This is a genomic window from Candidatus Arsenophonus nilaparvatae (assembly GCF_045346035.1).
In the GTDB taxonomy this organism is placed as follows: domain Bacteria; phylum Pseudomonadota; class Gammaproteobacteria; order Enterobacterales; family Enterobacteriaceae; genus Arsenophonus; species Arsenophonus nilaparvatae.
In genome coordinates this window covers 795,320-822,161 of sequence record NZ_CP158507.1, presented here as the reverse complement: position 1 = coordinate 822,161, position 26,842 = coordinate 795,320, and the positions used below count along the sequence as shown (strand labels likewise).

25 protein-coding genes, 1 other RNA gene and 2 pseudogenes are annotated in these 26,842 nt (G+C 41.2%); 17 read left to right on the top strand and 11 right to left on the bottom strand.

Annotation, left to right across the window (positions count from 1 at the left end):
- The first annotated feature begins 66 nt into the window (after positions 1 to 66).
- From WH390_RS03990 to fdhF, 11 genes and pseudogenes are all read left to right on the top strand, one after another.
- Positions 67 to 672: a 4Fe-4S dicluster domain-containing protein gene (locus tag WH390_RS03990; RefSeq protein ID WP_032114833.1), complete on the top strand. Its 606-nt coding sequence runs from the start codon at positions 67 to 69 to the stop codon at positions 670 to 672.
- Entirely contained in the window at positions 672 to 2,501 is a 1,830-nt protein-coding gene (hycC, locus tag WH390_RS03985; RefSeq protein ID WP_032114794.1) for a formate hydrogenlyase subunit 3, read from the top strand. The genes WH390_RS03990 and hycC overlap by 1 nt, the downstream gene beginning before the upstream one ends.
- Position 2,502: 1 nt before the next feature.
- Positions 2,503 to 3,435: pseudogene (locus tag WH390_RS03980) on the top strand (respiratory chain complex I subunit 1 family protein).
- A 9-nt stretch (positions 3,436 to 3,444) separates the two neighbouring features.
- Positions 3,445 to 5,154 carry an NADH-quinone oxidoreductase subunit C gene (locus WH390_RS03975; RefSeq protein WP_032114793.1) on the top strand — a complete coding sequence of 570 codons (1,710 nt, stop codon included), beginning with the start codon at positions 3,445 to 3,447 and terminating at the stop codon, positions 5,152 to 5,154.
- 125 nt (positions 5,155 to 5,279) lie between these two features.
- Positions 5,280 to 5,822: a formate hydrogenlyase complex iron-sulfur subunit gene (locus tag WH390_RS03970; protein WP_032114792.1), complete on the top strand. Its 543-nt coding sequence runs from the start codon at positions 5,280 to 5,282 to the stop codon at positions 5,820 to 5,822.
- Positions 5,822 to 6,589 carry an NADH-quinone oxidoreductase subunit B family protein gene (locus WH390_RS03965; RefSeq protein ID WP_052044815.1) on the top strand — a complete coding sequence of 256 codons (768 nt, stop codon included), beginning with the start codon at positions 5,822 to 5,824 and terminating at the stop codon, positions 6,587 to 6,589. Before WH390_RS03970 ends, WH390_RS03965 begins: the two co-directional genes overlap by 1 nt.
- The gene (locus WH390_RS03960) at positions 6,586 to 6,996 is read left to right on the top strand and encodes a formate hydrogenlyase maturation HycH family protein (protein WP_032114791.1); all 411 of its coding nucleotides are present in this window, start codon (positions 6,586 to 6,588) and stop codon (positions 6,994 to 6,996) included. Before WH390_RS03965 ends, WH390_RS03960 begins: the two co-directional genes overlap by 4 nt.
- On the top strand, positions 6,989 to 7,444 hold the full coding sequence (hycI, locus tag WH390_RS03955) for a hydrogenase maturation peptidase HycI (protein WP_032114790.1): 456 nt from the start codon (positions 6,989 to 6,991) through the stop codon (positions 7,442 to 7,444). The genes WH390_RS03960 and hycI overlap by 8 nt, the downstream gene beginning before the upstream one ends.
- A 219-nt stretch (positions 7,445 to 7,663) precedes the next feature.
- Positions 7,664 to 8,209, top strand: a complete 546-nt coding sequence (hydN, locus tag WH390_RS03950) for an electron transport protein HydN (RefSeq protein ID WP_032114788.1) — start codon at positions 7,664 to 7,666, stop codon at positions 8,207 to 8,209.
- Between the two features lie 27 nt (positions 8,210 to 8,236).
- The gene (gene hypF, locus WH390_RS03945) at positions 8,237 to 10,462 is read left to right on the top strand and encodes a carbamoyltransferase HypF (RefSeq protein WP_032114787.1); all 2,226 of its coding nucleotides are present in this window, start codon (positions 8,237 to 8,239) and stop codon (positions 10,460 to 10,462) included.
- A 254-nt stretch (positions 10,463 to 10,716) separates the two neighbouring features.
- Positions 10,717 to 12,864, top strand: coding sequence for a formate dehydrogenase subunit alpha (fdhF, locus tag WH390_RS03940; protein ID WP_081932865.1), 2,148 nt, complete (start codon positions 10,717 to 10,719; stop codon positions 12,862 to 12,864).
- A gap of 159 nt (positions 12,865 to 13,023) precedes the next feature.
- On the opposite strand, the gene WH390_RS03935 is transcribed toward fdhF, so the two are convergent.
- Together WH390_RS03935 and WH390_RS03930 are read right to left on the bottom strand one after the other, a co-directional pair.
- Positions 13,024 to 13,350: a hypothetical protein gene (locus tag WH390_RS03935; protein WP_406850682.1), complete on the bottom strand. Its 327-nt coding sequence runs from the start codon at positions 13,348 to 13,350 to the stop codon at positions 13,024 to 13,026.
- Between the two features lie 201 nt (positions 13,351 to 13,551).
- Positions 13,552 to 13,755 (bottom strand): hypothetical protein, encoded by a 204-nt coding sequence (locus WH390_RS03930; protein WP_032114783.1) that lies wholly within the window; start codon positions 13,753 to 13,755, stop codon positions 13,552 to 13,554.
- Between the two features lie 507 nt (positions 13,756 to 14,262).
- Between WH390_RS03930 and WH390_RS03925 the strand changes: the two genes are divergently transcribed.
- Positions 14,263 to 15,315 carry a hypothetical protein gene (locus tag WH390_RS03925; protein WP_032114782.1) on the top strand — a complete coding sequence of 351 codons (1,053 nt, stop codon included), beginning with the start codon at positions 14,263 to 14,265 and terminating at the stop codon, positions 15,313 to 15,315.
- Between the two features lie 35 nt (positions 15,316 to 15,350).
- On the opposite strand, the pseudogene WH390_RS03920 reads toward WH390_RS03925, so the two are convergent.
- The 3 genes and pseudogenes from WH390_RS03920 to smpB form a co-directional block, all read right to left on the bottom strand.
- Positions 15,351 to 15,461: pseudogene (locus WH390_RS03920) on the bottom strand (preprotein translocase); the annotation flags it as partial.
- A 160-nt stretch (positions 15,462 to 15,621) separates the two neighbouring features.
- Positions 15,622 to 15,985: a transfer-messenger RNA gene (gene ssrA / locus WH390_RS03915) on the bottom strand.
- 57 nt (positions 15,986 to 16,042) lie between these two features.
- Positions 16,043 to 16,525, bottom strand: a complete 483-nt coding sequence (smpB, locus tag WH390_RS03910) for an SsrA-binding protein SmpB (protein WP_032114781.1) — start codon at positions 16,523 to 16,525, stop codon at positions 16,043 to 16,045.
- Between the two features lie 157 nt (positions 16,526 to 16,682).
- On the opposite strand from smpB, the gene WH390_RS03905 reads away from it, so the two are divergent.
- Positions 16,683 to 17,117 carry a type II toxin-antitoxin system RatA family toxin gene (locus WH390_RS03905; protein WP_032114831.1) on the top strand — a complete coding sequence of 145 codons (435 nt, stop codon included), beginning with the start codon at positions 16,683 to 16,685 and terminating at the stop codon, positions 17,115 to 17,117.
- Positions 17,110 to 17,400 (top strand): RnfH family protein, encoded by a 291-nt coding sequence (locus tag WH390_RS03900; protein ID WP_032114780.1) that lies wholly within the window; start codon positions 17,110 to 17,112, stop codon positions 17,398 to 17,400. Before WH390_RS03905 ends, WH390_RS03900 begins: the two co-directional genes overlap by 8 nt.
- 103 nt (positions 17,401 to 17,503) lie before the next feature.
- Here WH390_RS03900 and bamE read toward each other — a convergent pair whose 3' ends face one another.
- The 3 genes from bamE to nadK form a co-directional block, all read right to left on the bottom strand.
- Positions 17,504 to 17,863 (bottom strand): outer membrane protein assembly factor BamE, encoded by a 360-nt coding sequence (bamE, locus tag WH390_RS03895; RefSeq protein ID WP_032114779.1) that lies wholly within the window; start codon positions 17,861 to 17,863, stop codon positions 17,504 to 17,506.
- 113 nt (positions 17,864 to 17,976) lie between these two features.
- Entirely contained in the window at positions 17,977 to 19,638 is a 1,662-nt protein-coding gene (gene recN, locus WH390_RS03890) for a DNA repair protein RecN (protein ID WP_032114778.1), read from the bottom strand.
- 86 nt (positions 19,639 to 19,724) lie between these two features.
- Entirely contained in the window at positions 19,725 to 20,624 is a 900-nt protein-coding gene (nadK, locus tag WH390_RS03885) for an NAD(+) kinase (protein ID WP_032114777.1), read from the bottom strand.
- A 107-nt stretch (positions 20,625 to 20,731) separates the two neighbouring features.
- Between nadK and grpE the strand changes: the two genes are divergently transcribed.
- Positions 20,732 to 21,340, top strand: a complete 609-nt coding sequence (gene grpE, locus WH390_RS03880; protein ID WP_032114776.1) for a nucleotide exchange factor GrpE — start codon at positions 20,732 to 20,734, stop codon at positions 21,338 to 21,340.
- Positions 21,341 to 21,378: 38 nt separating this feature from the next.
- Here the strand turns inward: grpE and ung are convergent, their stop codons facing one another.
- Entirely contained in the window at positions 21,379 to 22,062 is a 684-nt protein-coding gene (gene ung, locus WH390_RS03875) for a uracil-DNA glycosylase (RefSeq protein ID WP_032114775.1), read from the bottom strand.
- A gap of 335 nt (positions 22,063 to 22,397) precedes the next feature.
- On the opposite strand from ung, the gene grcA reads away from it, so the two are divergent.
- Positions 22,398 to 22,781 (top strand): autonomous glycyl radical cofactor GrcA, encoded by a 384-nt coding sequence (gene grcA, locus WH390_RS03870; RefSeq protein WP_032114774.1) that lies wholly within the window; start codon positions 22,398 to 22,400, stop codon positions 22,779 to 22,781.
- Positions 22,782 to 22,889: 108 nt separating this feature from the next.
- Here grcA and srmB read toward each other — a convergent pair whose 3' ends face one another.
- Together srmB and nadB are read right to left on the bottom strand one after the other, a co-directional pair.
- Entirely contained in the window at positions 22,890 to 24,218 is a 1,329-nt protein-coding gene (gene srmB / locus WH390_RS03865; RefSeq protein WP_032114830.1) for an ATP-dependent RNA helicase SrmB, read from the bottom strand.
- Between the two features lie 175 nt (positions 24,219 to 24,393).
- On the bottom strand, positions 24,394 to 25,989 hold the full coding sequence (gene nadB, locus WH390_RS03860) for an L-aspartate oxidase (RefSeq protein WP_032114773.1): 1,596 nt from the start codon (positions 25,987 to 25,989) through the stop codon (positions 24,394 to 24,396).
- A 251-nt stretch (positions 25,990 to 26,240) separates the two neighbouring features.
- Between nadB and rpoE the strand changes: the two genes are divergently transcribed.
- A complete protein-coding gene (rpoE, locus tag WH390_RS03855; RefSeq protein WP_032114772.1) occupies positions 26,241 to 26,816 on the top strand; it encodes an RNA polymerase sigma factor RpoE in 576 nt (191 codons plus the stop codon).
- The last annotated feature ends 26 nt before the right edge of the window (positions 26,817 to 26,842 follow it).

Below are 26,842 nucleotides of genomic sequence, written 5' to 3'. Positions count from 1 at the left end.
GAGAATGTTGAAAGTGACTATTTTGGCACAGTTTCGTCAAAAATGACTATCACCACGGGATCGCCGGTGAATCGTTTTGTTATTGCTGACTCTACGCTTTGCATTGGCTGTCATACTTGTGAAGCTTCTTGCTCGGAAAATCACCGTATACAAGGGCTACAAACGCAAGCGCGTCTTAAAGTGATGCGAAATGAAAAAGAGTCTGCCCCCCAACTTTGTCACCAGTGTGAAGATGCGCCTTGCGCGCAAGTTTGTCCAGTTAATGCCATTAACCGCATCAATAATGCTATTCAATTAAACGAAAGTTTGTGTGTTAGTTGTAAATTGTGCGGTCTCGCATGTCCGTTTGGGACTATCGAATTTTGTGGCAGTCGCCCACAGGGTATTCCTACTAATAGTAATACGCCAATTGCCCCGCCTGCACCACCGGAACCAGCTCGTATTAGCCAGTTTTTAGACTGGATACCGGGGGTTCGTGCCATCGCCGTTAAGTGTGATCTGTGTTATTTCGATCAACGAGGTCCGGCTTGTGTCCGGACTTGCCCGACTAAAGCGCTACGTCTGGTTGATAACCATAGTATTGCCAACGCCAATAAACGTAAGCGTAAGCTGACTATCCAGATGGAGTTAGGCGACTTGTCGTTAATGAACAGCCAAAATGGAGGGCTGTAATGAGTGTCGAGATATTGTTTAATACGGCAATTTTTACCTTTGTTATAAGCGGTTTATTAGCCGCATTACTGCTGTTCAATAAGCCGTTAAGTGGTTTAATCGCTGGGCTTGGTGGTGTTTTAGCTAATCTTGCAATGCTATTGGCCGGCGGACAAGTGCTTTTAGGCATTGTCAGTGCCAGCGATTTTATGTCACCTGTCGGTAACTGGTCACTAAATATCACCGCACTTAATGCATGGTGGCTAGTTGTTTTTGGCTTACCAGGAATTTTTATCAGTTTGTTTAATATCAGCTGGCATCGACATGATGAAACGCAAGCTAATGGGTTGTTAGTCAATTTATTGTTGGCTGCCGCAACCTTGGCAGTGGCTGCGGGTCATCTTGGTATGTTGGTGATGATGGCAGAAATTATGACGCTATGCGCGCTGTTTCTAACTGGTTGCCATCAATCGAGTAAAGTGTGGTTTGTGCTAGGGCGGCTTGGTACTCTGCTACTGGTTATTATGTGCGTCATCATCTATCGAACTTATGGCACCTTAAATATCGGCCAGTTGCGTCTGCTAATGGTAACGCTACCAATGAGTAGTGGAATCTGGTTGTTGGGGCTGATTGGCTTTGGGCTATTAGCCGGTATTATTCCTCTGCATGGTTGGGTTGTGCAAGCCCATACTAATGCTCCTGCGCCAGCTGCTGCGTTATTTTCCGCTGTGATCCTAAAAGTTGGCGTCTATGGCATTGTGCTGCTTTCGTTACTCAGTGCGACATTCCCATTATGGTGGGCAATTATCGTGTTATTGCTCGGTATGATCACGGCATTTGTTGGCGGACTTTATGCATTAATGGAGCATAATATTAATCGACTACTGGCTTATCACAGCCTTGAAAATATCGGCATCATACTGTTAGGGCTTGGTGCCGGACTTGTAGGTGTATCGCTGCGTGAACCTATTTTGATTGCACTTGGTATGGTAGGCGGATTATATCATCTGTTGAGCCATAGCCTGTTTAAAACCACATTATTGCTTGGTGCGGGCGCTGTATGGTTCCGTACCGGTTATCTGGATATCGAAAAATTAGGTGGTATTGGTAAACGTATGCCACTGATAGCGCTGGCGATGCTGATTGGATTAATGGCAATGGCCGCGCTACCGCCACTTAATGGTTTTGCTGGTGAGTGGGTTATCTATCAATCTTTTTTTCGCCTAGGTGAGCAGCCTGTGTTTATCAGTCGTTTGCTCGGGCCATTATTGGCGACCGGACTTGCAATTACTGGTGCTCTGGCGGTGATGTGTATGGCAAAAGTGTATGGGGTGATGTTTTGTGGCGCTGCTCGCACTCAAGCGGCGGAAAAAGCATGTTCTGCACCTTGGCTAATGAATATTTCGCTCACTGCATTAGCACTTAGCTGCGTGGTTGGTGGAGTAGGGGCGCCCTGGATTATGCCATTGCTCCGCTATGCCGTTCCATTACCGTTAGTGACCAATCAAACCATGGTATCTCAGCCAATGATTGCGCTATTGCTGATTGCAGCAACGTTGTTGCCGATTGTTCTATTAATCGTTTTCAAAGATGGGCGTTTGCCATCTCGTTCTCGTGGTTCAGCCTGGGTTTGTGGTTATCAATACGAACAGGCGATGAGTATTACTGCATCTGGTTTTGCCCAACCAATAAAAGTGATTTTTGCTTTGCTGTTGAAATTAGGTCAGATACTCAATCCGGTGTCGTTGTTACCCGGTTGGCAAGTCGCCAGTCTGCCGGTGTTGTTTCGTCGAGTTGCTTTTATAGAACTAGCATTACTGCTGGTGGTTGTGGTTTTTCAGGGAGCCTAATATGAATTCGCTGTTTTTTGCCCTGGTGCAGGCATTGCTGCTATTTGCGTTGGCGCCGCTACTCTCCGGTGTGAGTCGTATGGCACGCGCTCGGCTGCATAACCGTAAAGGACCTGGAGTGTTGCAAGAGTATCGGGATCTAATCAAGTTATTGGGTCGCCAAAGTATCGCTCCGAGCGCATCAGGTTGGGTATTCCAACTAATGCCTTTTTTAATGATCAGCGTGATGCTAACGATAGCGACTGCACTGCCTGTAGTAACGGTGGCATCGCCATTGCCAGCGGTGGGTGATTTGATCACACTGATTTACCTTTTTGCTATCGCTCGGTTCTTTTTTGCCGTCGCCGGCCTGGATACGGGTAGTCCTTTCACGGCAATTGGTGCCAGTCGTGAAGCTGTGCTGGGGATATTAGTTGAGCCAATTTTACTATTGGGTCTATGGGTTGTTGCCCAAGTGGCAGGTTCAACCCACATCAGTTTGATAGCCGCGGTGATTTACCATTGGCCAGTAGAACAAAGCATTCCTTTAATGCTGGCATTTTGTGCCTGTGCTTTTGCCACGTTTGTTGAAATGGCCAAGTTACCGTTTGATTTGGCCGAGGCTGAGCAGGAGCTGCAAGAAGGGCCGCTTTCTGAATATAGCGGTGCCAGTTTTGCTTTGTTGAAATGGGGTATTAGTTTCAAATAGCTAGTGGTATTACAGCTGTTTGTTGGCGTATTTATGCCGTGGGGACAAATTGAGCATATGTCGGTAGGGGGGTTATTATTGGCACTGGGCGTGGCGTTAATAAAACTGTTGATCGGCGTATTGGTGATTGCGTTGTTTGAAAATAGCATGGCGAGGTTACGTTTTTTAGCCACAGCACAGGTTACCTGGCTCGGTTTTGGCTTTGCTTTTTTAGCTTTCGTCTCTTTATTAGCGATAAAATTTTAGAGAATTACCATGTCTGAAGAAAAATTAGGTCAACATTATCTCACGGCTTTGTGCCAAGTATTTCCCGGCGTTGTGTTGGAGGAGAGTTGGCAGACTAAAGATCAGTTAACCATTACGATAAAAATCAACGCATTGCCTGAAGTGATAGCGTATCTTTACTATCAGCAAGGGGGATGGCTATCGGTATTATTTGGTAATGATGAACGCAAATTATGCGGTTATTACGCGGTTTATTATGTACTTTCTATGGAGCAGGAAAGCAAATGTTGGATCACCGTTCGGGTTGAAGTGGATGCTGATAAACCTGAGTTTCCATCGGTGACACCGCGTGTTCCGGCAGCGGTATGGGGAGAACGTGAAGTACGCGATATGTACGGCTTGATGCCAGTTGGTTTGCCCGATGAGCGTCGTCTGGTATTACCTGATGATTGGCCGGATGATCTTTATCCATTGCGAAAAGATAGTATGGATTATCGTCAACGTCCTGCCCCGACCACTGACAGTGAAACTTACCCATTTATTAATGAATTGGGTAATAAGAAAAATAATATTGTTCCCATTGGCCCATTGCACATCACTTCTGATGAACCCGGCCACTTTCGCTTGTTTGTCGACGGCGAAAATATTATTGATGCTGATTATCGCCTGTTTTATGTCCATCGTGGAATGGAAAAGCTGGCAGAAACGCGGATGGGGTATAACGAAGTAACATTTTTGTCTGATCGTGTTTGCGGTATTTGTGGTTTTGCTCATAGTACTGCTTACGCCACTTCAATTGAGAATGCGATGGGAATTGTGGTCCCAGAGCGAGCCCAGATGATCCGTACTATTTTGCTGGAAGTTGAGCGTCTGCATTCCCATTTGCTTAACTTGGGTTTAGCTTGCCATTTTGTTGGTTTTGATTCGGGGTTTATGCAATTTTTCCGTGTACGGGAATCTTCTATGAAGATGGCTGAAATCCTGACTGGTGCGCGTAAAACATATGGACTTAATTTAATTGGCGGCATTCGCCGTGATCTGCTTAAAGATGACATGATCAAAACCCGTCAATTGGCTCAGCAGATGCGGCGTGAAGTGCAAGAACTGGTGGAGATATTATTAACGACGCCCAATATTGAACAGCGTACCGTCGGCATCGGACGGTTAGATCCGCAAGTAGCGCGCGATTTTAGTAATGTGGGCCCTATGGTTCGTGCCAGCGGACATGCGCGTGATGCGCGTAGGGATCACCCTTTTATCGGTTACGGCTTACTCCCGCTAGAGGTTCATAGTGAACAGGGATGCGATGTACTTGCTCGCCTCAAAGTTCGTATCAATGAGGTATTTACTTCACTGAATATGATTGATTTTGGCTTGGACAATCTGCCGGGGGGAGCATTAATGGTAGAGGGCTTTACCTATATTCCACACCGTTTTGCTTTAGGTTTTACTGAAGCACCACGCGGCGATGATATTCACTGGAGTATGACCGGAGATAATCAGAAGCTGTGGCGCTGGCGCTGTCGTGCCGCAACCTATGCTAATTGGCCGACGTTGCGCTATATGCTACGCGGCAATACTGTGTCTGATGCACCACTGATCATTGGCAGTCTTGACCCATGTTATTCCTGTACTGATCGCATGACCCTGGTCGATGTACGTAAGAAAAAAAGTCAAGTGGTGCCTTATAAAGAACTAGAACGTTACGGCATTGAACGTAAAAACTCACCGCTGAAATAACTTTTGCTTTTGCTGCTGCTGTTTTCATTCGCACCGTATCAAGGTGATGATCAGCATTTTATGACCAACTGGCGCCGTCTCTTTAGCAAATTGCGTACAGTCAGCAAAAGCCAACTGGAGTTATCATGTTTAATTTTATTAAGAAAGCTTTAAAAACCGGAATTGTTACTGAAGATTATCCACTGACACCAATCGAAGTAGATAAAAACTTCCGCGGTAAACCGCAACATAATCCGCAACAATGTATTGGTTGTGCGGCATGTGTCAACGCCTGTCCATCCAATGCATTGATCACAGAAATAGATTTGCCAAAAGGCCAGCTGCTCTGGCAATGCAACTTGGGTCGTTGCATTTTCTGTGGTCGTTGTGAAGAAGTGTGCCCAACGGCGGCAATTCGTTTGTCGCAGGAATATGAACTAGCGGTATGGCGTAAAGAAGATCTTCTCCAGCAAGCACAATTTGCTATTTGTTATTGTCGGGTATGTCAGCGTCCTTTGGCGGTAAAAAAAGCGATCGATTATGTTATCGATATACTCAAACATAATGGCGACAAACACGCTGAGCAGCATCGAGAAAGATTTGAAACTTGCCCCGATTGCAAACGGTTACAGGGATTGGCTCCGTCAGATAAAATCGATTTAACCCGTGAAATGAAGGAGTCTATCTGATGAACCAGTTTTTGTCATCTAACCATCAACAGGCTATGCCAGCACCAGTAGCAATTGAAGAATCTATTGCGGGTATGAAAACATTGTTGTTGAAGAAAATTAAACGTTCAGCTTATGTTTATCGTGTTGATTGTGGGGGGTGCAATGGTTGTGAAATTGAAATTTTTGCCACCCTTTCACCCATTTTTGATGCCGAACGTTTTGGCATTAAGGTTGTTCCTTCCCCACGTCATGCTGATATATTGCTGTTTACCGGGGCAGTTACGCGCTCAATGCGTACGCCAGCATTACGGGCCTGGCACTCAGCACCTGATCCCAAAATCGCTATATCCTATGGCGCTTGTGGTAATTCGGGCGGCATTTTTCACGATCTGTATTGTGTTTGGGGTGGAACGGATAAGATCGTGCCAGTCGATGTTTATATTCCAGGTTGTCCACCGACACCTGCTGCAACGCTATACGGTTTTGCCATGGCTTTAGGGCTACTGGAGCAAAAAATCCATTTGCGTAAACCCGGTGAAGTGGATAGTCAGCCGGCAGAAATTCTACATCCTGATATGGTACAACCTTTACGAGTCCGTATCGATCGTGCCGCTCGTCGTTTAGCAGGTTATCGCTATGGTCGTCAGATTGCCGACACTTTTATCAATTATCTCATGCAGGGTGAAGATCGGGTGGCGCAATGGTTGGCTGATGAAAATGATCCTCGCTTAAGTGAAATTGTTGTCAATCTTAGCCAAATCATTAAACAGGAGCAGGTTAAATGAATGACAAGGTGGTGTTCAGTCAGCTAAGCAGTAAATTTATTGATGAAAATGAAGACACGCCGCCACAGGCACAGCAAGTTATCTATTACGGACTTGCTATTGGACACCATTTAGGCGTGATAGATTGTTTACAAGCGGTGCTTAACTGTCCATGGCAAGAATATCTGCTCTGGATTGCTACCCTCGAGGAAGGAAGTGAAGCGCAGTGGAAAATGACGGGTATTGCTCGTTATGGCGAAATCGTTATTGATAGCAGCCACGTGGTAATGTTGGCAAATGCTTTTAGCGTAGCACTTAAAAAACAGACCGAACAACAGCAAAGTTGGAGCCAGCAGCTGCTGCACATGCTAGCCGATATTCACCAGGAGAGTGCTATCTATTTGATGGTAAGGAGGGCGCGTGGCTGATGTTTTGCTGTGTGTCGGTAATAGCATGATGGGTGATGACGGAGCAGGCCCATTGCTGGCACAGATGTGCCATAATGCACCACAAGGGAAATGGATAGTGATTGATGGCGGTAGTGCACCAGAAAATGATATTGGTGTTATTCGCGAACTACAACCAACCCGTTTATTGATTGTTGATGCGACTGACATGGGACTGGCTGCCGGTGAAATTCGGTTAATCGATCCACAAGATATCGCTGATATGTTTATTATGTCTACCCATAATATGCCACTTAGCTATCTTATCGAGCAGCTAAAAGAGGATACTAAAGAAGTGATTTTCATAGGTATCCAACCAGATATTGTCGGATTCTATTACCCGATGACAGAAGCAGTAAAAATAGCTGTTGAAACAGTTTATACCAGCCTAGCTGATAATCAGCAGCTAAGTCAGTTCCGGTCACTATAAATGTTTGATTGCATTTAGTAGCAGAAAGATGCTTGGCTAAATTGTTTATGCTGTTTCACGCCGGTATTTTTATTCTACTAATACGATTTAACCAAACTGCTTCGATATTTGTCATTGCTAGTAGTGATGATGACAGGCTTATGTCAATTTTTGTTAACTTAAAAATTGGCACGGTTTATGAATATATTTCACTATTGACTGTTATTGCTGGAGAAGTAAATGAATCGTTTCATTATTACTGATGCTAATAAATGTATTGGTTGTCGCACCTGCGAAGTGGCTTGTGTCGTATCTCATCAGGCAACACAGGACTGTACTTCACTAACATCTAACACTTTCTTACCGCGTATCCATGTTATTAAAGGAGTCAGTGTCTCTACCGCCACAACCTGTCGCCAATGTGAAGATGCACCCTGTGCTAACGTTTGTCCTAATGGTGCCATTACTCGCGACAGCGATTTTGTCTACGTTCATCAAACGCGTTGTATTGGCTGTAAAACTTGTGTTGTGGCTTGTCCGTATGGAGCGATGGAAGTGGTTTCACGCCCAATAGTACGCAATAGTGGGGCAGGGTTGAATGTTGTTGTGGAAAAGGCTGAGGCGAATAAATGTGATCTTTGCCATCAGCGAGCCGAAGGCCCGGCTTGTATTCAGGCTTGTCCTACCAACGCAATTATGTGTGTTGATCGCAACAAACTGGAACAACTTAATCTTGAGAAGCGTCGGCGTGCTGCCTTAAATGGGATGGCCAGCCAAGTTTTCTAACCCGCTTGCGCAATGTTAACTAACGTAATGAATGAAAATGGTACATTACTAAGAATTTATGGCAAAGTTCAGGGAGTCGGATTTCGACCCTGGATTTGGCAATTGGCGCAGCGATTAGCCCTTAAAGGTGATGTTTGTAACGACGGTGCCGGTGTGGTAGTGCGTATTGTTGGTGATGCCAGCAGGCTACTTGAGTTATTACCAATCGATTGCCCTCCATTAGCTCGTATCGATCAGATACAGCAATTTTCCTGGCACTGGCGTCAATTACCACAAGATTTCACTATCCGTCATAGCATGCTCGCGCCGATGGCAACTCAAGTTGCTCCCGATGCTGCTACCTGTCAGGCATGTTTGCAAGAAATGCGTGATCCAAGCCAACGCCGCTATCGCTACCCATTTATCAATTGCACTCACTGTGGGCCACGCTTCACGATTATTCGTGCGATGCCCTATGATAGACCGTTTACCGTTATGAAGGCTTTTCCGCTGTGTGCGCCATGTGCAGCAGAATATCGTGATCCTGCTGACCGGCGTTTCCATGCCCAGCCGATCGCTTGTCCCGACTGTGGACCACATGTAATCTGGTTTTCCGCAGGGGAGCAACAGCAGAAAGAGCAGGCTATCCAGGCAGCAATTAGCGCATTGAAAAAGGGTAAAATTATTGCGATCAAGGGGATAGGTGGTTTTCATCTGGCTTGTGATGCCAATAACGAAATGGCAGTTAGGTGCTTGCGTCAGCGCAAACGGCGGCCGTCAAAACCCTTTGCGGTAATGATCACTGATGCAATGGCCCGCCTTCTGCCTGAACAGGCACAGACACTTTTGCAACTGCCTGCTGCTCCGATTGTATTAGTGGATAAGCAATTGCTATCGTTAGTTGATGAGTTAGCGCCACAGCTTAACGAAGTCGGTGTAATGTTAGCGGCAAACCCTCTACAGCATTTATTAATGCAGGCTGTCGCACGTCCATTAGTAATGACTTCTGGCAATCGCAATGGCCATCCGCCTGCATTGAATAATGAACAAGCATTGGCCGAGCTGATTGATATTGCTGATGGCTGGCTATTACACAATCGGGATATTTTACAGCGGATGGATGATTCCGTTATGCGCGCCTCTGGTGAAATGCTACGTCGAGCCAGGGGTTTTGTACCAGACAGCTTGCCTTTACCGCCAGGTTTTAGCAATGTACCGCCGTTATTATGTTTGGGTGCTGATCTAAAAAATACTTTCTGTATGGTAAAGGGTGAACAGGCTGTGCTCAGCCAGCATTTGGGCGATCTCACTAATCAACATGTGGAAGCACAGTGGTGTCAGGTAGTAAACAGGATGCAGCAGATTTGGCAGTTCACACCACAAAAAATAGTTACCGATAAACATCCTGCATATCGCTCACTAAAATTGGCGCAGCAGATGTCTTTGCCGATAGTAAAGGTGCAGCATCATCATGCCCATGCTGTCGCCTGTTTGGCTGAACATCATTGGCCACGTCATGCTGGTGATGTTATTGCATTGATTCTGGATGGTATTGGCTGGGGAGATAATGATCAGTTATGGGGCGGGGAATGTTTACGCTTTAGTTATGATGAATGTGAAAGATTGGCGGGATTGCCTGCGGTCGCGCTGCCTGGCGGTGATCTGGCGGCACGCCAGCCATGGCGGAATCTATTGGCTCAGTGGTTGGCATTTGTACCTGACTGGCAAATGCGATCTGAAGCCAAAATATTGGCAGATAAACCCTGGCAGCCATTAGCGCGGGCGATAGAGCAAGGGATTAACTCCCCACCGGCTTCTTCTGCCGGCCGTTTATTTGACGCGGTTGCTACAGCACTTGGCTGTGCTCCTGCGCAACAAAGTTATCAAGGCGAAGCGGCTTGCAAATTAGAGGCTTTGGCTCTGACGGTAAGTCATATCAACCACCCAGTGACGCTACCGGTTAAAGATAACCAGTTAGATATGATCACATTTTGGCAGCAATGGCTCGATTGGCAGGTAGCTGATGCTTGGCGTGCCTGGGCCTTTCATGATGCCTTGGCGAAAGGATTAGCTGAACTCGCCGCATTTCATGCTCAGTTGCGAAAAATCTCCACTATTGTTTGTAGTGGTGGTGTATTACATAACCGCTTACTACGTCAACGGTTACAGTTTTGGTTAACGGATTTTGAACTATTACTACCGATGCAATTACCCGCGGGTGATGGAGCAATTGCTTTTGGTCAAGCGCTCATTGCAGCAGCAAAACTTGCTTGATATACGCCCTTAACGTCAAAATATTGCCTATCCATTGAACTGCAACAAAAGAAATTTTTATTGTTCCTGACATAACTGCATGTTGTTAGCTGCTGGTTCATTATGTCATTTATGTCGAATGAATGACGCTGATAGCCAAAATTGGTGTTTTTCCTTTATTTTTCATTTGGTTAATTTATTTTTTTGAATGGCATGTTTCATGCATCTTAATATTTGATCCTTTTCCATTTATGCAGTTAACAGGAGTAATGTAAATGAAAAAAGTCGTCACGGTATGTCCCTATTGTGCATCAGGTTGTAAAATCAACCTGCTGGTTGATAAAGGCAAAATTGTCCATGCTGAGGCAGCGCAGGGCAAAACCAATCAAGGCGATTTATGCCTAAAAGGTTACTATGGTTGGGATTTTATCAATGATACCCAAATCCTTACCCCGCGTCTGAAATCACCTATGATCCGTCGTCATCGCGGCGGTAAGCTGAAGGCCGTTTCTTGGGATGAAGCGCTGAACTATGTGGCCAACAAGTTGAGTGCCATTAAAGCCCAATATGGGCCGGATGCCATTATGACAACTGGTTCCTCTCGAGGCACAGGTAATGAAACCAATTACATTATGCAGAAATTTGCCCGGGCGGTTATTGGTACTAATAACGTTGATTGCTGTGCGCGTGTCTGACACGGCCCATCGGTTGCAGGTCTGCACCAGTCGGTCGGTAATGGCGCAATGAGTAATTCGATAGTCGGTATCGAAGATACTGATTTAATTTTTGTATTTGGTTATAACCCAGCAGATTCTCATCCTATTGTGGCTAATCGGGTGATCAAAGCTAAGCAAAAAGGCGCGAAAATTATTGTTTGTGATCCGCGAAAAATTGAAACAGCGCGTATTGCGGATATGCATCTGGCGTTAAAAAATGGCTCTAATATTGCGTTACTGAATGCGATTGGATATGTCATTATTGAAGAAAATCTTTATGATCATGCCTTTGTTGCAGCGCGAACGGAAGGTTTTGATGAGTATCGTAAGATTGTTGAGGGCTATACGCCAGATTCGGTAGAAACGATCACCGGGCTCAGTGCACAGGATATTCGCCAGGCAGCGCGATTGTATGCGCAAGCCGAGCGGGCCACTATTCTCTGGGGAATGGGGGTCACCCAATTCTATCAAGGAGTGGAAACCGTCCGTTCACTAACCAGCCTGGCACTTTTAACCGGCAATCTGGGGAAACCGAGTGTCGGTGTTAATCCGGTACGTGGGCAAAACAATGTGCAAGGTGCTTGCGACATGGGAGCTCTGCCGGACACCTATCCAGGTTACCAGTATATTAATGTAACGGAACATCGTAAGAAATTTGCAGAAGCCTGGGGGGTTGAAAGTCTACCGGCAAAAACAGGCTATCGCATTAGTGAGTTACCTCATCGGGTAGAACATGGCGAAGTCCGTGCTGCTTATATTATGGGTGAAGATCCATTACAAACAGATGCTGAGCTACCAGCGGTACGCAAAGCATTTACTAATTTAGAATTGGTCATTGTGCAGGATATTTTTATGACCAAAACGGCTGCTGCGGCAGATGTGATCCTGCCTGCGACTTCGTGGGGCGAGCATGAAGGGGTTTATACTGCCGCCGATCGGGGTTTTCAACGTTTTTTCAAAGCAGTAGAGCCAAAATGGGATCTTAAAACCGACTGGCAGATCATTAGCGAAATTGCTACCCTGATGGGTTATCCGATGCACTACAACAACACGCAACAAATTTGGGATGAATTGCGGCATTTGTGTCCTGATTTCTATGGTGCTACTTATGAAAAAATGGGTGAACTAGGCTATATCCAATGGCCGTGTCGTAGTGAATCTGATGATGATCAGGGAACTGATTATCTGTTTGCAGAAACATTTTCCACTGCCAATGGTTTAGGGCAGCTCTTTACTTGTGACTGGGCGCCGCCACTAGATCGCATCAACGAAGAATACCCGCTGGTACTTTCCACCGTGCGTGAAGTTGGGCACTATTCTTGCCGTTCAATGACTGGTAACTGTGCGGCACTGGCTGCTTTGGCGGATGAGCCTGGTTATGTTCAAATCAATACGGCAGATGCTAAAAATCTGGGTATCGAAGATCAAGAATTGGTTTGGATCCAGTCACGGAAAGGGAAAGTGATCACTCGCGCTCAAGTCAGTGAACGCCCGAATAAAGGCGCGGTATATATGACTTATCAATGGTGGATTGGTGCTTGTAATGAATTGGTGGCAGAAAATTTAAGCCCAATAACTAAAACTCCTGAGTTTAAATTCAGCGCTGTTCGGCTGGAGTCTATCGCCGATCAACATGCTGCTGAACGGTATGTGATAGATGAATATCATAAACTGAAAAAACAACTGCGAGAAAGTGCCTTGGGTTAGATAAAGATTGACTTGTTATATTCGTCAGATAAACAACCCCAGCTGGGGTTGTTTATTTTTGCTGGTTTTAAAATTGTATCTTATTGCTCTTAATAGGGTTAGCTAATTATTGACCCAATTTGTTTTTTTTCGATTTACATTGGTTTAATTGCTCTCAACCTAGTCAGGAAATTTTTTTAGGAACTCGCGAAAGCGGTTAAGAAATTTTGGTTTATCACATTCTGCTGAATTATGAAATTTATTCTTACATATGTCATAAGTTCTGTCAATAATTACGACTTTTTTACTTTCTTTTAAGTTTACTATTTCTATTACATCGTAATTTTGAACTTCGGTAGCATAAATTAATGTTTCACTATTATTTGCTAAAGAAAGTGCGTTAAAACCGACTAATAAGCTAATGGTAAATATTTTCAATCTCCATTTCATGGTTTTTTCTCCTAAAATAGTAAAAGCGCCTATTGATAATAATTGTTTTTTTAACATTTTCATTACTATTTTGTTGTGTGGATGGTTTTACAAGCGAAAAATAGAACATCTAGTTCAATAAGCTAAATTGATAAAGCAAAGTAGATGAGCAATTATTGACTATAAAAAGAGATAAGCCATGGCTTATCTCTTTTTATTATTGGTTAATGTTTTTTAACCTTAGAATAATTTTTTGCTAGAAAATGGCTATTTACATTCTTATCGAATATCAATGCATCCTTCGCCGCTATATTCTTTTCCTTTAGTCGGTTCGCAATATGGTTTTTCTTCTTTTTTATCATTTTCAAAAATAATTGGATTATCATCCTTTACCGTGTTGTCAGGATTTTCATCACTTGCTAGCGCGAAAAAATTCTGTGACAAAAGAGTGCTAATCATGAGAATTTTGATAAGTAATTTCATAATTTATTCTCCATAGTTAGATAGAAATTATGATATATATCACACTTATAATTTTAACATATAATTAACATTTGTGTTAATTATTTTAATGTTTATTATTTATTGGGTTATTATTTTTTTTAATATTTTTTCTATATTGTATTTGATGTAATAACTTAATAATACTTTTAGAAATTTTAATAAAATATGATTTTTAATATGATAAGCAGGTAATTTAATATTAACGCAAAAAATAAATTCTTTTTAACAAAACTTATTTAAATAAAAAATAAGCAAGTTAAATATAATATTCATTTTTTTTAATAAAAATTAAAATGTCTCAATATATAAGATTTGATATATTTTCTATATATAAAAAACATATAAATAATAAGGAAGTATATTATTAGCGTATGGGATAGATTTTATCGATTAGATTACCTTGATTTAGCTTTTGTAAATAATAGATCAGCTGAAAAGGCGACTATTTATGGCAATGGTCAAAATCGAATAGCGATTTCATTAAAAGTGAAAGTTGTTGATAAAAATAATAATCCCTTGGTCATTCCGGCGGATGAATTACAAGGTCGGGCACACTTAGTTGAATATCGCAGTGGCAGACGATTAAATTGGGAAGGCAATGCTCCTAATAATTTTAAGCCTTGGATTTATACGAGGCATAGTAATGACTATATTATGGTGCCTTCATTTGACACATTTTTGAGTGATAGCTACGTTGACACTCAAACAGGGGAGCAGGAAGTCATTTTTTATCTTTATGCGACTGACGTTAGTAACGGTATCGATATCGCGGCAGGATTCAATGTTCCTGGCGTGGGTGATTTTAATAACAGCGAAAGTGGCACTGCCACTAGAAATGGTCCGCGTGGCGAAACAGGATCATCATTTAGAAATCCACAAAGAAAATATATTAAATCTATTGAGAAGGTTAATTATAGTGATCAGAAAAATATTGATGTAATAGCGGAATCTATGGTTTTTGAAAATAACTTTAGTTGGATGTCTCGCTTCAGCGATTCTGGGCCATATAAGGGACATCAAAATGGTGAAGTATGGTCACGCGTTGTAAAATTTAAGCCAAAGAATTCAGAGAATTTTAAAAAGTGGTCTATCGACTATGATATTAAAAAAAATCACGATGCAAATCGTGGTATTGTTTTATGGCCTCCTATCGAAGAAGGCTTTTTTTGTATTGTAGGCCCAGATTTCCCTTGTTCAGTGATCCATAGGCCAAATAAAGGTAATAATGGCTCGCAAGCACATGTTAATTTTTGGTATAATCCAGATAAAGGCACTTTTGAAGTAAATGGTCATTTTTATCTGGAAGATAGCTCGTATGTGTATCGGCTTGCTCCCTTTGTTAAAGCAAACCGTACTAGAAACGAGACGCCTACCATGTACTTATATAAATTTATTATTCCGGAAAATAACACTGAACAACTCCAGTGGCAAGATCTGCTTAACAAAGCAAAAGTCAAAGTAACTGACATGTTTGGTAATTCAGGAGAATTCAATCTTTCTTTTGATAAAGAAAATTTTGACATTCCCGCTGTGAGTTAACATTTTGTACCGTAATTGCGCTTCTCGTTATTTTTAATAAGCATGCCGCTCCACCTTATTAAATATTCATTGAGAACATAATCACGCTCTTTGGGTTTTGCTACTTCGATTTCTTTTACTGATAAGGGTCTGGCTTGTCTTGTTATTATTGATGTTTCATTTTTTAGGTACCTCAAAAACTATCAAAGTACCTAAGATAATTTGATTTAATTAGGTTACATTAGACAGTGTAGGGTATAGAAAAGCCCGCAACTCATTGAATTAGCGGGCTTTTCAGTCTTCTTTGGATGTCCTTAGAAGATAATTTGGTGGAGCTGGCGGGAGTTGAACCCGCGTCCGAAATTTCTACATCCTCGGTACTACATGCTTAGTCTAGTCTTTACATTCGCCAGCTAGCTGTGGACAGACACACTACTAACAGACTAGCCTGATTAAGTTTAACGCTTCAACCCCAGGCTAGGCATCCACGCGATCTCTTTTAGGTTTGACCTCTCTTGATCCCCGTCCTAAGAGCGGAGGCTAGGGAGAGAGGGCTCTGCGCAGGTTATTAAGCTGCCAGTGCGTATTTATCGTCGTTTGCGACTATTTTTTTGCGGCTTTTTACGAGGCCAACCGCCCCTCGGCATGCACCTTGGGTTTCGCAAATCCCGTCGAATCCAGAATCAGCCCCAAGTTGATTACTTCAATTATATCAGAAAAAAACTTAATAATGCTAGCACTTAGCTCATTATCGACCTGAGTTTTTCATAATTCTCGCTTTGTCTAACTTCCATTCGCGATCTTTAATGTCAGAACGCTTGTCGTGCTCTTTTTTACCCTTGGCGACACCAATTTTGACTTTACACCAGGCATTTTTCCAGTAAAGGGATAATGCTACCGCTGTGTGGCCTTCGCGATTGATTTTACCAAATAGCGAATCTAGTTCACGCTGATTTAGCAATAACTTTCGGGTGCGCATTGGATCACAAACCACATGGGAGGAGGCTACATTTAGCGGGGTAATAGTTGCACCAAAAAGATAAGCTTCACCTTCTTTCAGTAAAACATAACTGTCGCTAATATTGGCTTTACCTGCGCGTAGTGCTTTGACTTCCCAACCCTGCAAAGCTAAGCCCGCCTCAATTTCTTCACTGATGAAGTATTCATGGCGTGCTCTTTTATTTAACGTAATCGTTGCCGAACCGGGCTTGTGTGCTTTTTTCTTTGTCATAATTGGCGATTATACTGTATGTATAAATAAATGGCACGGTAAGGATCTATTATTTGGTGTTAAGTGAGCATTTATTAGACTAAGTTGTCGTGCAGAATTTTTATTTAAGTGTATATCAATGTTATTATTGTTTATGATTTATTTGGTGAGAATGGTTATGCCGCAAATTAGTCGATCTGCATTAGTGCCTTATAGTGCGGAGAAAATGTACAATTTAGTTAATGATGTAGATTCATATCCACAATTTTTACCAGGTTGTGTGGGCAGTCGGGTTCTGAATCATGTTAATAATGAAATGACTGCGTCGGTTGAGGTTGCTAAAGCGGGTATTAGTAAAACTTTTATTACGCATAATATATTGCAAGATAATAAGAGTATTCAAATACAATTGGTAAAAGGGCCATTTCGTAAATTAATGGGTAATTGGTTATTTACACCTTTAAATGAAAATGCCTGTAAAGTGGAATTATATCTTGATTTTGAATTTACTAATAAATTGATTGAGTTGGCTTTTGGTCGGATTTTTAAAGAACTGGCTGGAAATATGGTGCAAGCTTTTACTCAACGTGCTCACGAGGTTTATCGTGGTTGAAATAAATATTGAGGTGGTTTATGCATTGCCAGATAGGCAATTTCTGTTGCACGTCAAGCTAGCAGAAGGTGCGAGTGTTGAAGAGGCAATTATGCAATCAGGTATTTTGTCACTTCGAGATGACATTGATTTGAGTAAAAATAAAGTCGGTATTTATAGTCGACCCGCTAAATTATCCGATATCTTATCTGATGGTGATCGGGTTGAAATTTATCGTCCATTACTTGCTGATCCGAAAGAGATACGTCGTAAACGGGCAGAAAAAGCCAAACAAAAATCTTAATAACCTGTTTGTAATGAGATAGGTTGACCGCCAATTTAAATGTCGCCTAATTGGCAGTCTATTAATATTTATTTAAATAAATATCAATAACGTGATGTGGCATCTACATAAGTGTTGATGCTTTTTGTGCTGCTAAGGTATCGTTATTTTTAATGTCAACTAAAATCCCATTGCGATCAAAAGTGAGTGTTAGTGTTTGCTGTTTAACTTTTTCATGTCCAGGCTGTTGACGGAAAATATAATACCAAACTTGCTGGCCAAACGGTTCCTTTAGCATTGGTGTTCCTAATGTATAGGCTACTTGCTGTTGCGTCATTCCTTTTTGGATTTTGGCAACATCACTGGCGGAAAGATAGTTGCCTTGATTAATGTCAGGACGGTAAACAAGCCGTTCTGCTATAGAACAACCCGCTGTTAAAACAACAACAGACATAGCAGCAGCAATTAACAGTTTACAACGCATGGTCATATATTCCTTTAAGAGTCAGAATATCGATAATAATCGACATTGATGAAATTGAAAACCTTTCCTCATTTTTCTATGACCTATACTATACAATAAAGTTGAGGATGTTTTTAAGCAGCAAGTAGATCTTTTGCGCTAGCCAGGATGTTTTTTGTTACTTCACTACCACCCAGTAAACGGGCGATTTCTTGTAAGCGAGTTTTTTTATCTAATAATTGCATTTGTGTTTCTGTTTCACAGCCATTGGTCTGTTTACTCACATAAAAATGGTGATGTCCACAGGCTGCAACTTGAGGTAAATGGGTAACACACATAACTTGAGTTGAATTGCCTAATTCACGTAACAATTTTCCAACCACCGCGGCGGTAGCACCGCTAATACCCACATCAACTTCATCAAAAATAAGTGCGGGAGTATCCATTTTTTGGGCTGTAATGACTTGTATGGCCAGCGCGATGCGTGATAGTTCTCCACCTGAAGCAATTTTTATTAATGCTTGATGTGGTTGTCCAGGATTGGTTGTCACGTTGAACTCGACTTGGCTTGCTCCATCAATTTGTAAATGTTCAGGATTAAAATTTACATCAACCGTAAAATAGCCATGAGGCATTGAAAGTTGGTGCATACTGTTGGTGATTAATTGACTTAATTCACTGGCATATTGTTGCCGTATTTGGTGGAGTTTGCCGGCTATTTCTAATGCATATTGATGTTGAACTTCGACCTGACTTGTTAAGTGGTCACAATCATCTTGCTGCTGATTTAGTTTTTCTTGTTCTGCCAGTAGTTGTTGGTGTAATTCAAACAATAATTCGGGCGCAACCCGATGTTTACGGGCTAAGTTGACATATTTCGCGATGCGTTGTTCTAATTCGAATAGTTGGCTAGGATCTAGTTCTGTTCGATCACCATAATGACGCAATTCATTACTCACTTCATTAATTTGGATCGATGCCTCTTCAAGCATATCAAGTAAATGACTGAATTGATTACTAACAGAAGCAAGCTCATTAATTTCTTGCTTTGCATGATTTAGCATACTGATAATATTTTGTTCCTCATTGTCATTAAGAATTTGTAATGCATTTTGACTCAAGGAAAGAAATTGTTCACGATTTGCTAGCTGTTTATACTCTTGCTCTAATTTTTGATATTCATCAGCTTGTGGTATCAATTCACCCAATTCTTTAAGATGATATTCAATAAGTTGTTGGCGCGACAGGCGTTCAGTTGCTTGTTGTTGAAATTTCGTTAGTTCTTGGCAACTTTGATGCCAATTTTTCCAGGCCGATTTCATTTCAGCCAAGAGAGTGGTTTGGTTAGCGTAAGTATCCAACAGAAATTTTTGATGCTGATTATCTAATAATAATTGGTGAGCGTGCTGGCCATGTATTTGAATAAGTAACGTCCCTAGTTCGCGCAATTGTGATAAGGGAACCGCTGTGCCATTAATAAAACCACGTGATCGTCCATCAGCAGTGATGGTTCTGCGTAGCAAGCATTCATTATGGTTATCTAACTGATAATTTTTAAGCCAATCTTGCGCTGAAGGAGTATCAGTAAGAGAAAAATAGGCACAGATATCGGTACGAGAAGCACCAGGGCGAACAATATTGGTATCCGCTCGGTTGCCTAAACATAAACCTAATGCATCAATTGCAATTGATTTGCCAGCCCCTGTTTCACCGGTAATAGCACTCATACCAGGATGAAAATCAATTTCTAGTTTGCGGACAATGGCAAAATTATTGATGGTTAATTGAATAAGCATGTGCTTCTCCTGTATGTAAAAACACAACTGTTAATAAATACAGTATAAACTGGTTTTTTATACAGTAAAGTAGTAATTAATAAAAATTAAAAGGTTTTCTTTGACCAGCCTAATTTTGAACTTAATGTATTGAAATAATTATAATCTTTTGGGTGGATGAGATTAAGTTTTTTATTACTTCGTTTGATTAATACTTCATCATCATCTTGGATAGGTAAAATAATTTGGCTGTCACAGCTGATTTCATAATTGATGTTTTTTTGTCTAAATTTTAATTTAATACTACTATCGCTGCTGATGACTAATGGACGTGATGAAAGTGTGTGAGGGAACATAGGGACTAGCGCGATAGCCTCAAGATTTGGAGTGAGTATCGGGCCACCGGCAGAGAGTGAATAAGCGGTTGAGCCAGTTGGTGTAGTAATAATTAGCCCATCGGAACGTTGAGAAAAGGCAAAGCGATCATCAATATAAACTTCAAATTCAATCATGTGAGCCACTTTGCCGGGGTGTAAAATGACCTCATTAATTGCCGTACTCATGCGAGGTTTGTGATTTTTTTTGCTGATTTCAGTTTCCAGTAAGAAGCGTTGTTCTTCATAGAAATGGCCAGCCAATACTTCTGTTAGCTGTTGTAGCGCGTTATCTGGCCCAAGATCAGTTAAAAAACCAAGGTTACCGCGATTGATGCCAATAACTTTATTTTCATAGCGTGATAGAACACGAGCAGCGCCGAGCATATTACCGTCACCGCCAACAACAATAATTAAATCAGCTGTTTTACCAATTTCTGTTAATCCACCAATGGTGGCATTTTTTAGTTTAAGCTGTTGAGCAATTTGTCGTTCAACAATAACTTTATATTTTTGCGCTCGAAGCCAATTATAAAGTTGTTCATGAGTTGCCAATGCCTCAGGATGTCGAGGATGACCAACAATACCAATATATTCAAATAATGTCTTTTTTGCTGCTTTTCCGGTCAGCATGGTTTATTTCCTCTTATCAAGTTGGTGTGTTCTCTTGAATCCCAAACTTTTATCCCCATAATAAGCTAATAATCTGGATTAATGCTAAAAAGAATGTGGAGATACTCATGAGTAGTAAAGATCATAAAGTGCATGATGAGCAAGCCTCTAAACAAAAAGAATTAAAAAAATCACAAAAAAATGAGGCAAAAGAACAAGCAATTGAGACCGAACAACCAGTGAGTTCTACTGAAGAAGTATTAATTGATCCACGCATTACTGAATTAGAGCAGCAATTACTTGAAGCGCAAAAACGTGAGCGTGAAGCGTTGCTACGCGCTAAGGCTGAAGTGGAAAATATTCGCCGCCGTACTGAGCAAGATGTTGAAAAAGCACACAAGTTTGCCCTAGAGCGGTTTGCCAATGAGTTGTTACCCGTTATTGATAATTTGGAAAGAGCAATCGAACTTGTTAATCGGGAAAATGCTGAATCGATGTCAATGCTTGAAGGACTTGAATTAACTTTAAAATCTTTTTTAGCTACTGTTGGCAAATACGGTATTAAGGTGGTAGCGGAGAAGAATGTTGCTTTCAATCCAGAACTGCATCAAGCCATGACCATGATCGATTCAGAAGAACATGAACCTAATCAAGTTATTGATGTTATGCAGAAAGGCTATACTTTAAACGGTCGCTTACTACGCCCGGCGATGGTGATTGTGTCAAAAGCAAAATAAACTGAAATAATGCCACCCATATGGTGGTGGCATTTAGTTTATTGTTCTGGAATGAAAGGTGTCCAGTCTATCGGGCTTAATCCTTGTTTTATGAGTATTTCATTGGTTTTGGAAAAATGTCTGCATCCAAAGAAACCTCTATGGGCCGAGAGTGGTGAAGGATGGGGCGCTTTAAGCACAAAATGTTTTTGGTTATCGATAAATTGGCCTTTTTTCTGCGCATGAGATCCCCACAATAAAAAAACCACGCCAGTACGGTGTTGATTAATTGCCGCTATAACCTTATCCGTAAATGTTTCCCAGCCAAGATGGGCGTGAGAATGAGCTTTGCCTTGTTCAACGGTTAAAACCGTGTTTAATAATAATACCCCTTGTTGTGCCCAACTGACGAGATAACCATGATTGGGGTATTGGAAATCGGCAATGTCTTTTGCCAGTTCTTTGTACATATTAACCAGTGAAGGCGGTGCAGGAATACCTGGCCGAACTGAAAACGAGAGTCCGTGCGCTTGATTCGGTCCATGGTATGGATCTTGTCCTAGGATCACAACTTTTACTTCGCTGAGTTCGGTGTAACGGAAAGCGTTGAAGACATCTTTTTGTGGTGGATAGATTGTTGTGCCATGTTGACGTGCTTTGGCAACATAAGCCAGGGTGTTACGGAAGTAATCTTGTTCTTTTTCTAGGCCGATGACATCGTGCCAGCTGGGCAAAGAGGGCATAACCATTCCTTTAGGTTTTGATTAATATCATGTTTAACTTAACATCTACGTTATATGAGGTAAATTTTAAAACGGAAATCGCTTATTTTTCATTATATATTTTGATATTAAAAATATTTTCTAAAAATTATAAATTTTTTTTAAATGGAAAATTGATTTAAAACAGTAACCTGTCGATAATATTATTAATAACGCTTTGAAATTATTGATTAATGTCAATGAATTGCTGATATTTAATTGATATATATTTTATAGAAATAATGGTTATAGCAAATAGCCAATTTGAAAATAATTTCAAATTGTTATTTCAATCTTGTTCGAATTTGGAGGTCGACATGGTTATTGGGATTCAGATTACTAAGGCAGCTAATACAGCACTATTAAATTCCTTTTGGTTATTAGACGATGAAAAAAATGAAGCTCGCTGTATTTGCGCTAAAATTGATTTTAATGAAGGACAAATTGTTGCCAAGGAGTTGTTAGGTTCGTTTGAATATCGCGAAATTCCCCTTGAGGTTAAACCGCAGGTGTCAGTAGAAGGCGGACAACATTTAAATGTTAATGTTCTGACTCGGGAAACATTAGAAGATGCGATTGAAAACCCAGAAAAATATCCTCAATTAACTATTCGTGTTTCAGGCTATGCGGTGCGTTTTAATTCTTTAACCCCTGAGCAGCAACGCGATGTTATTACGCGTACTTTTACGCAAAGTTTATAATAAAATAGTGCTAAATTAATTGATGGATAACTAATAGCCTGATAATTTTATCAGGCTATTAATTTTGGTTATTTCACCAAATAAATCAATAAATAGTTTAAATATTTATTATTTGTTATCAGTTTGCTTTACTGATGGTTGACGACGTTTGCCAATATTTTTACTGTCGCGATGGCGTTCTTTGGTTTTTTTCTTTTTTTGTTGGTCAATTTTTTTCTTTTCTTGCCGTTTTAGCTGGATTTTTTTCGACGGTTTGGGTTTACGTAGTGAACCTTCAGCCGGTGCTTTGGTGGTAGGCCGAAGGCTATCGATGACGCGTATTTTTAATGGTTCTTTAAGATAACGGTTGATTTTACCTAATAGCGGTTGATCATGGGCTTCTACTAAGCTAATTGCAATTCCTTTTCGTCCCGCGCGTGCGGTTCTACCAATTCGATGTAGATAAACATCAGCAGTATGCGGTAAGTCGAAATTGAATACGTGACTAATATCGTCAATATCAAGGCCACGTGAGGCAACATCGGTCGCGACTAAGACGTTAATTTGCCCACTATTCAGGCGTTTAACCGCTTCAGTCCGTTTTGCTTGAACCATTTCCCCTTCAAGTAACCAGGTTTTTATTTTGGCTTGCTGTAACCATTGAATTAACTCATGTGCTCTTTCGCGTTTACGGACAAAGATAATAGATTTAGTGGCATCGGGTTGTTTTAACAGATGGCAAAGTAGCGCAGTTTTATGTTCGAGGTTATCAGCGCGATAATAGTATTGTTGGATCTTTTTTCGTTCACGCCTTGAAGGATCAGCATCAATTTCATAAGGATTATTTAGTAATCGATTAGCAAAATCGTGAATGACATCACCTGCTAGTGTTGCTGAAAATAGCATAGTTTGTTTGCGCCAGCGTGTTTCACCGGCAATGGTTTCAATGTCGTTGGCAAATCCCATATCAAGCATTCGATCAGCTTCATCTAAAATTAACGTTTCGATCGCCCGACAATCAAAATTTTCTTCTTTAATATATTGTAGTAAGCGGCCTGTGGTTGCGACCACAATATCTTGGTTTTCACTAAAAATTTCAGCGTGGTTAATATAAGATACCCCGCCAGTAATGGTTGCAATATCAAGATGGGTGTATTTGGCTAATTCTTTTGCTTGTTCAGCTACTTGCATTGCCAGTTCACGGGTTGGCGCTAATATGAGAATACGCGGTGGCCCAGATCGTTTACGTGGAAAATCAAGTAAATGTTGGATCACCGGCAGTAAGTAAGCGGCAGTTTTTCCTGTTCCTGTAGGCGATGAACCTAAAATATCGCGTCCTTCCATAGCGGCAGGGATAGTTGTAAGCTGAATGGCTGTCGGGCGGTCATAGCCTTTATCATCCAGTGCATTGAGAAGACTTTGGTCTAACTCAAGTTCAGAAAATGTGGTTGCAGTCATTGTATACCTCTGGTTAGGCAATGGATTATAAACAGAACGCCCAAATTGTTCATCTATTAAAATGTTTTGTTGAATGTTTGAGTGATGATATAAATAATTATTAGTAATTAATGGCAATTTGGTAGCATTTTCACCTTCATATATGAAAGAGGGTTAATTATATCCCCCTCTCTAGTTATTTAGTTGATGGGGTCAAAATAGTCGGTTTAGCATCTGGTTGCTGTTGCGGATAATCTAATGTGTAATGTAATCCACGGCTCTCTTTACGATCAAGCGCACAGCGGATCATCAATTCAGCTACTTGCACAAGGTTACGCAGTTCCAATAAATTATTTGATAAACGGAAATTTGAATAATATTCCTCTATTTCTTGTTGTAGTAAATGGATGCGCCGCAATGCGCGGGTCAGTCGTTTGGTCGTTCTGACAATTCCCATATAATCCCACATGAACAGTTTTAACTCATGCCAGTTATGTTGAATAACAACTTGTTCATCTAAATTATGACATTGATTTTCATTCCATTTGGCTAGTGTAGATGGCATATCAATTTGTTCGATATGTTGTTTTATCTGTTTTGCCGCAGACCATCCATAGACGAGACACTCTAATAATGAATTGGATGCTAGTCGGTTGGCGCCATGTAACCCGGTATAACTGACTTCACCAATAGCATATAGGTGTCGAAGATCGGTTTGACCATAATGATCCACCATAACACCACCACATGTATAATGCGCCGCCGGTACAATCGGAATTTGCTCATTGGTAATGTCGATACCTAATGTGGCTAATTTATGATAGATAGTTGGAAAATGTCGTTTTATCTCGCTTGCCGGCTGATGGCTAATATCAAGAAACATGCAATCTGCCCCTAAGCGTTTCATTTCATGATCAATGGCCCGGGCAACTATATCACGAGGGGCAAGTTCCGCTCTTTTATCAAAATCAGGCATAAAGCGGCTGCCATCAGGTCGCTTCAGATAGGCACCTTCACCTCGTAACGCTTCAGTTAGTAGAAAATTGCGCGCTTGTGGATGATAAAGACAAGTCGGATGAAACTGATTAAATTCAAGATTGGCTACACGACAACCGGCTCGCCAGGCCATTGCAATTCCATCACCTGATGAAATGTCAGGATTGGTAGTATATTGATATACTTTTGCGGCTCCTCCGGTTGCTAAAACTGTCACTTTTGCATGGCAAATAACGATTTGTTGTTGATTGAGATCCCAAATGTAAGCACCGATAATTGTTGTTGGATCTTTATCTGCGCGGATCAAATCGATCGCGTTATGCTGCTCCTTAATCGTGATATTCGGATGTTTGATGGCTTTTTCAACCAAGGTGGTTTCTACTTGCTTGCCTGTTGCATCGGCATGATGAAGAATACGGCGATGGCTATGGCCACCTTCTTTTGCCAGATGATATTGTTCTTTACCGGCCAAATTTAGCTCTTTATCAAATAAAACACCTTGATTGATAAGCCATTGGACAGAATGGCGGGCATTGCAAGCGACAAATTCAACGGTTTTTTTATCACACAGCCCGGCACCGGCAATTAAAGTATCATTAACGTGGGTTTCTATACTATCGGTTTGATCAAAAACCGCTGCAATTCCACCTTGAGCATAGTAAGATGCGCCTTCAGTTGAAATGTTTTTACTAAGTATCGTTATTTGGTATTGTGGCGCTAATCGAAGTGCTAACGACAGACCGGCGATGCCACTACCAATGATTAAAATATCCGTATAATGTTGTGTTGATGGCATAATATTTTATTACTAAGGTTTCGGAATAGAGTAAATTACCATGTTAGCCTATTCTTTTATTTAGAGTAAATACGATGGCCTTGAAAGAACTTTTCTTATGGTTTAGCTTAGATTAAATATAAATAATTTAAATTGACTGGAACTTTGCGAGTTTTTGTCACTCAAAAAAATGCTTGCTTACAAATGAGAGAAAACATGGCGGGTTCAAATAAGGAAAATATGAGGCTTATTTTCGGGAGAAGTGACCTCGAATGAGCGAGCAGTTAACAGACCAGGTGCTGGTTGAACGGGTACAAAAAGGGGATAAAAAAGCTTTTAATTTACTGGTTATTAGATACCAGAATAAAGTTGTGAGCCTTGTTTCTCGTTATGTGCCGCAGGGAGATGTACCGGATGTAGCTCAAGAGGCATTTATTAAAGCTTATCGCGCTATCAGTTCATTTCGTGGTGAAAGCGCATTTTATACTTGGCTTTACCGGATCTCTGTAAATACAGCAAAAAATTATCTTATATCCCAAGGACGTCGACCGCCATCGAATGATTTGGATGTAGTTAATGCAGAGAATTTTGAGGCTTCTAATGCATTAAAAGAAATTTCGAACCCTGAGAATTTAATGTTGTCAGAAGAATTGAGAAAAGTAGTCTTCCGGACTATAGAGTCACTTCCTGAAGATTTACGTCTGGCAATTACGCTTAGGGAGTTAGATGGACTAAGTTATGAGGAGATAGCGCTTATTATGGATTGTCCTGTTGGCACAGTTCGTTCGCGCATTTTTCGAGCAAGAGAAGCTATTGATAATAAAGTGCAACCGCTAATACGAAATTAAATGTGGTTCATATTTTACTGAAGGGT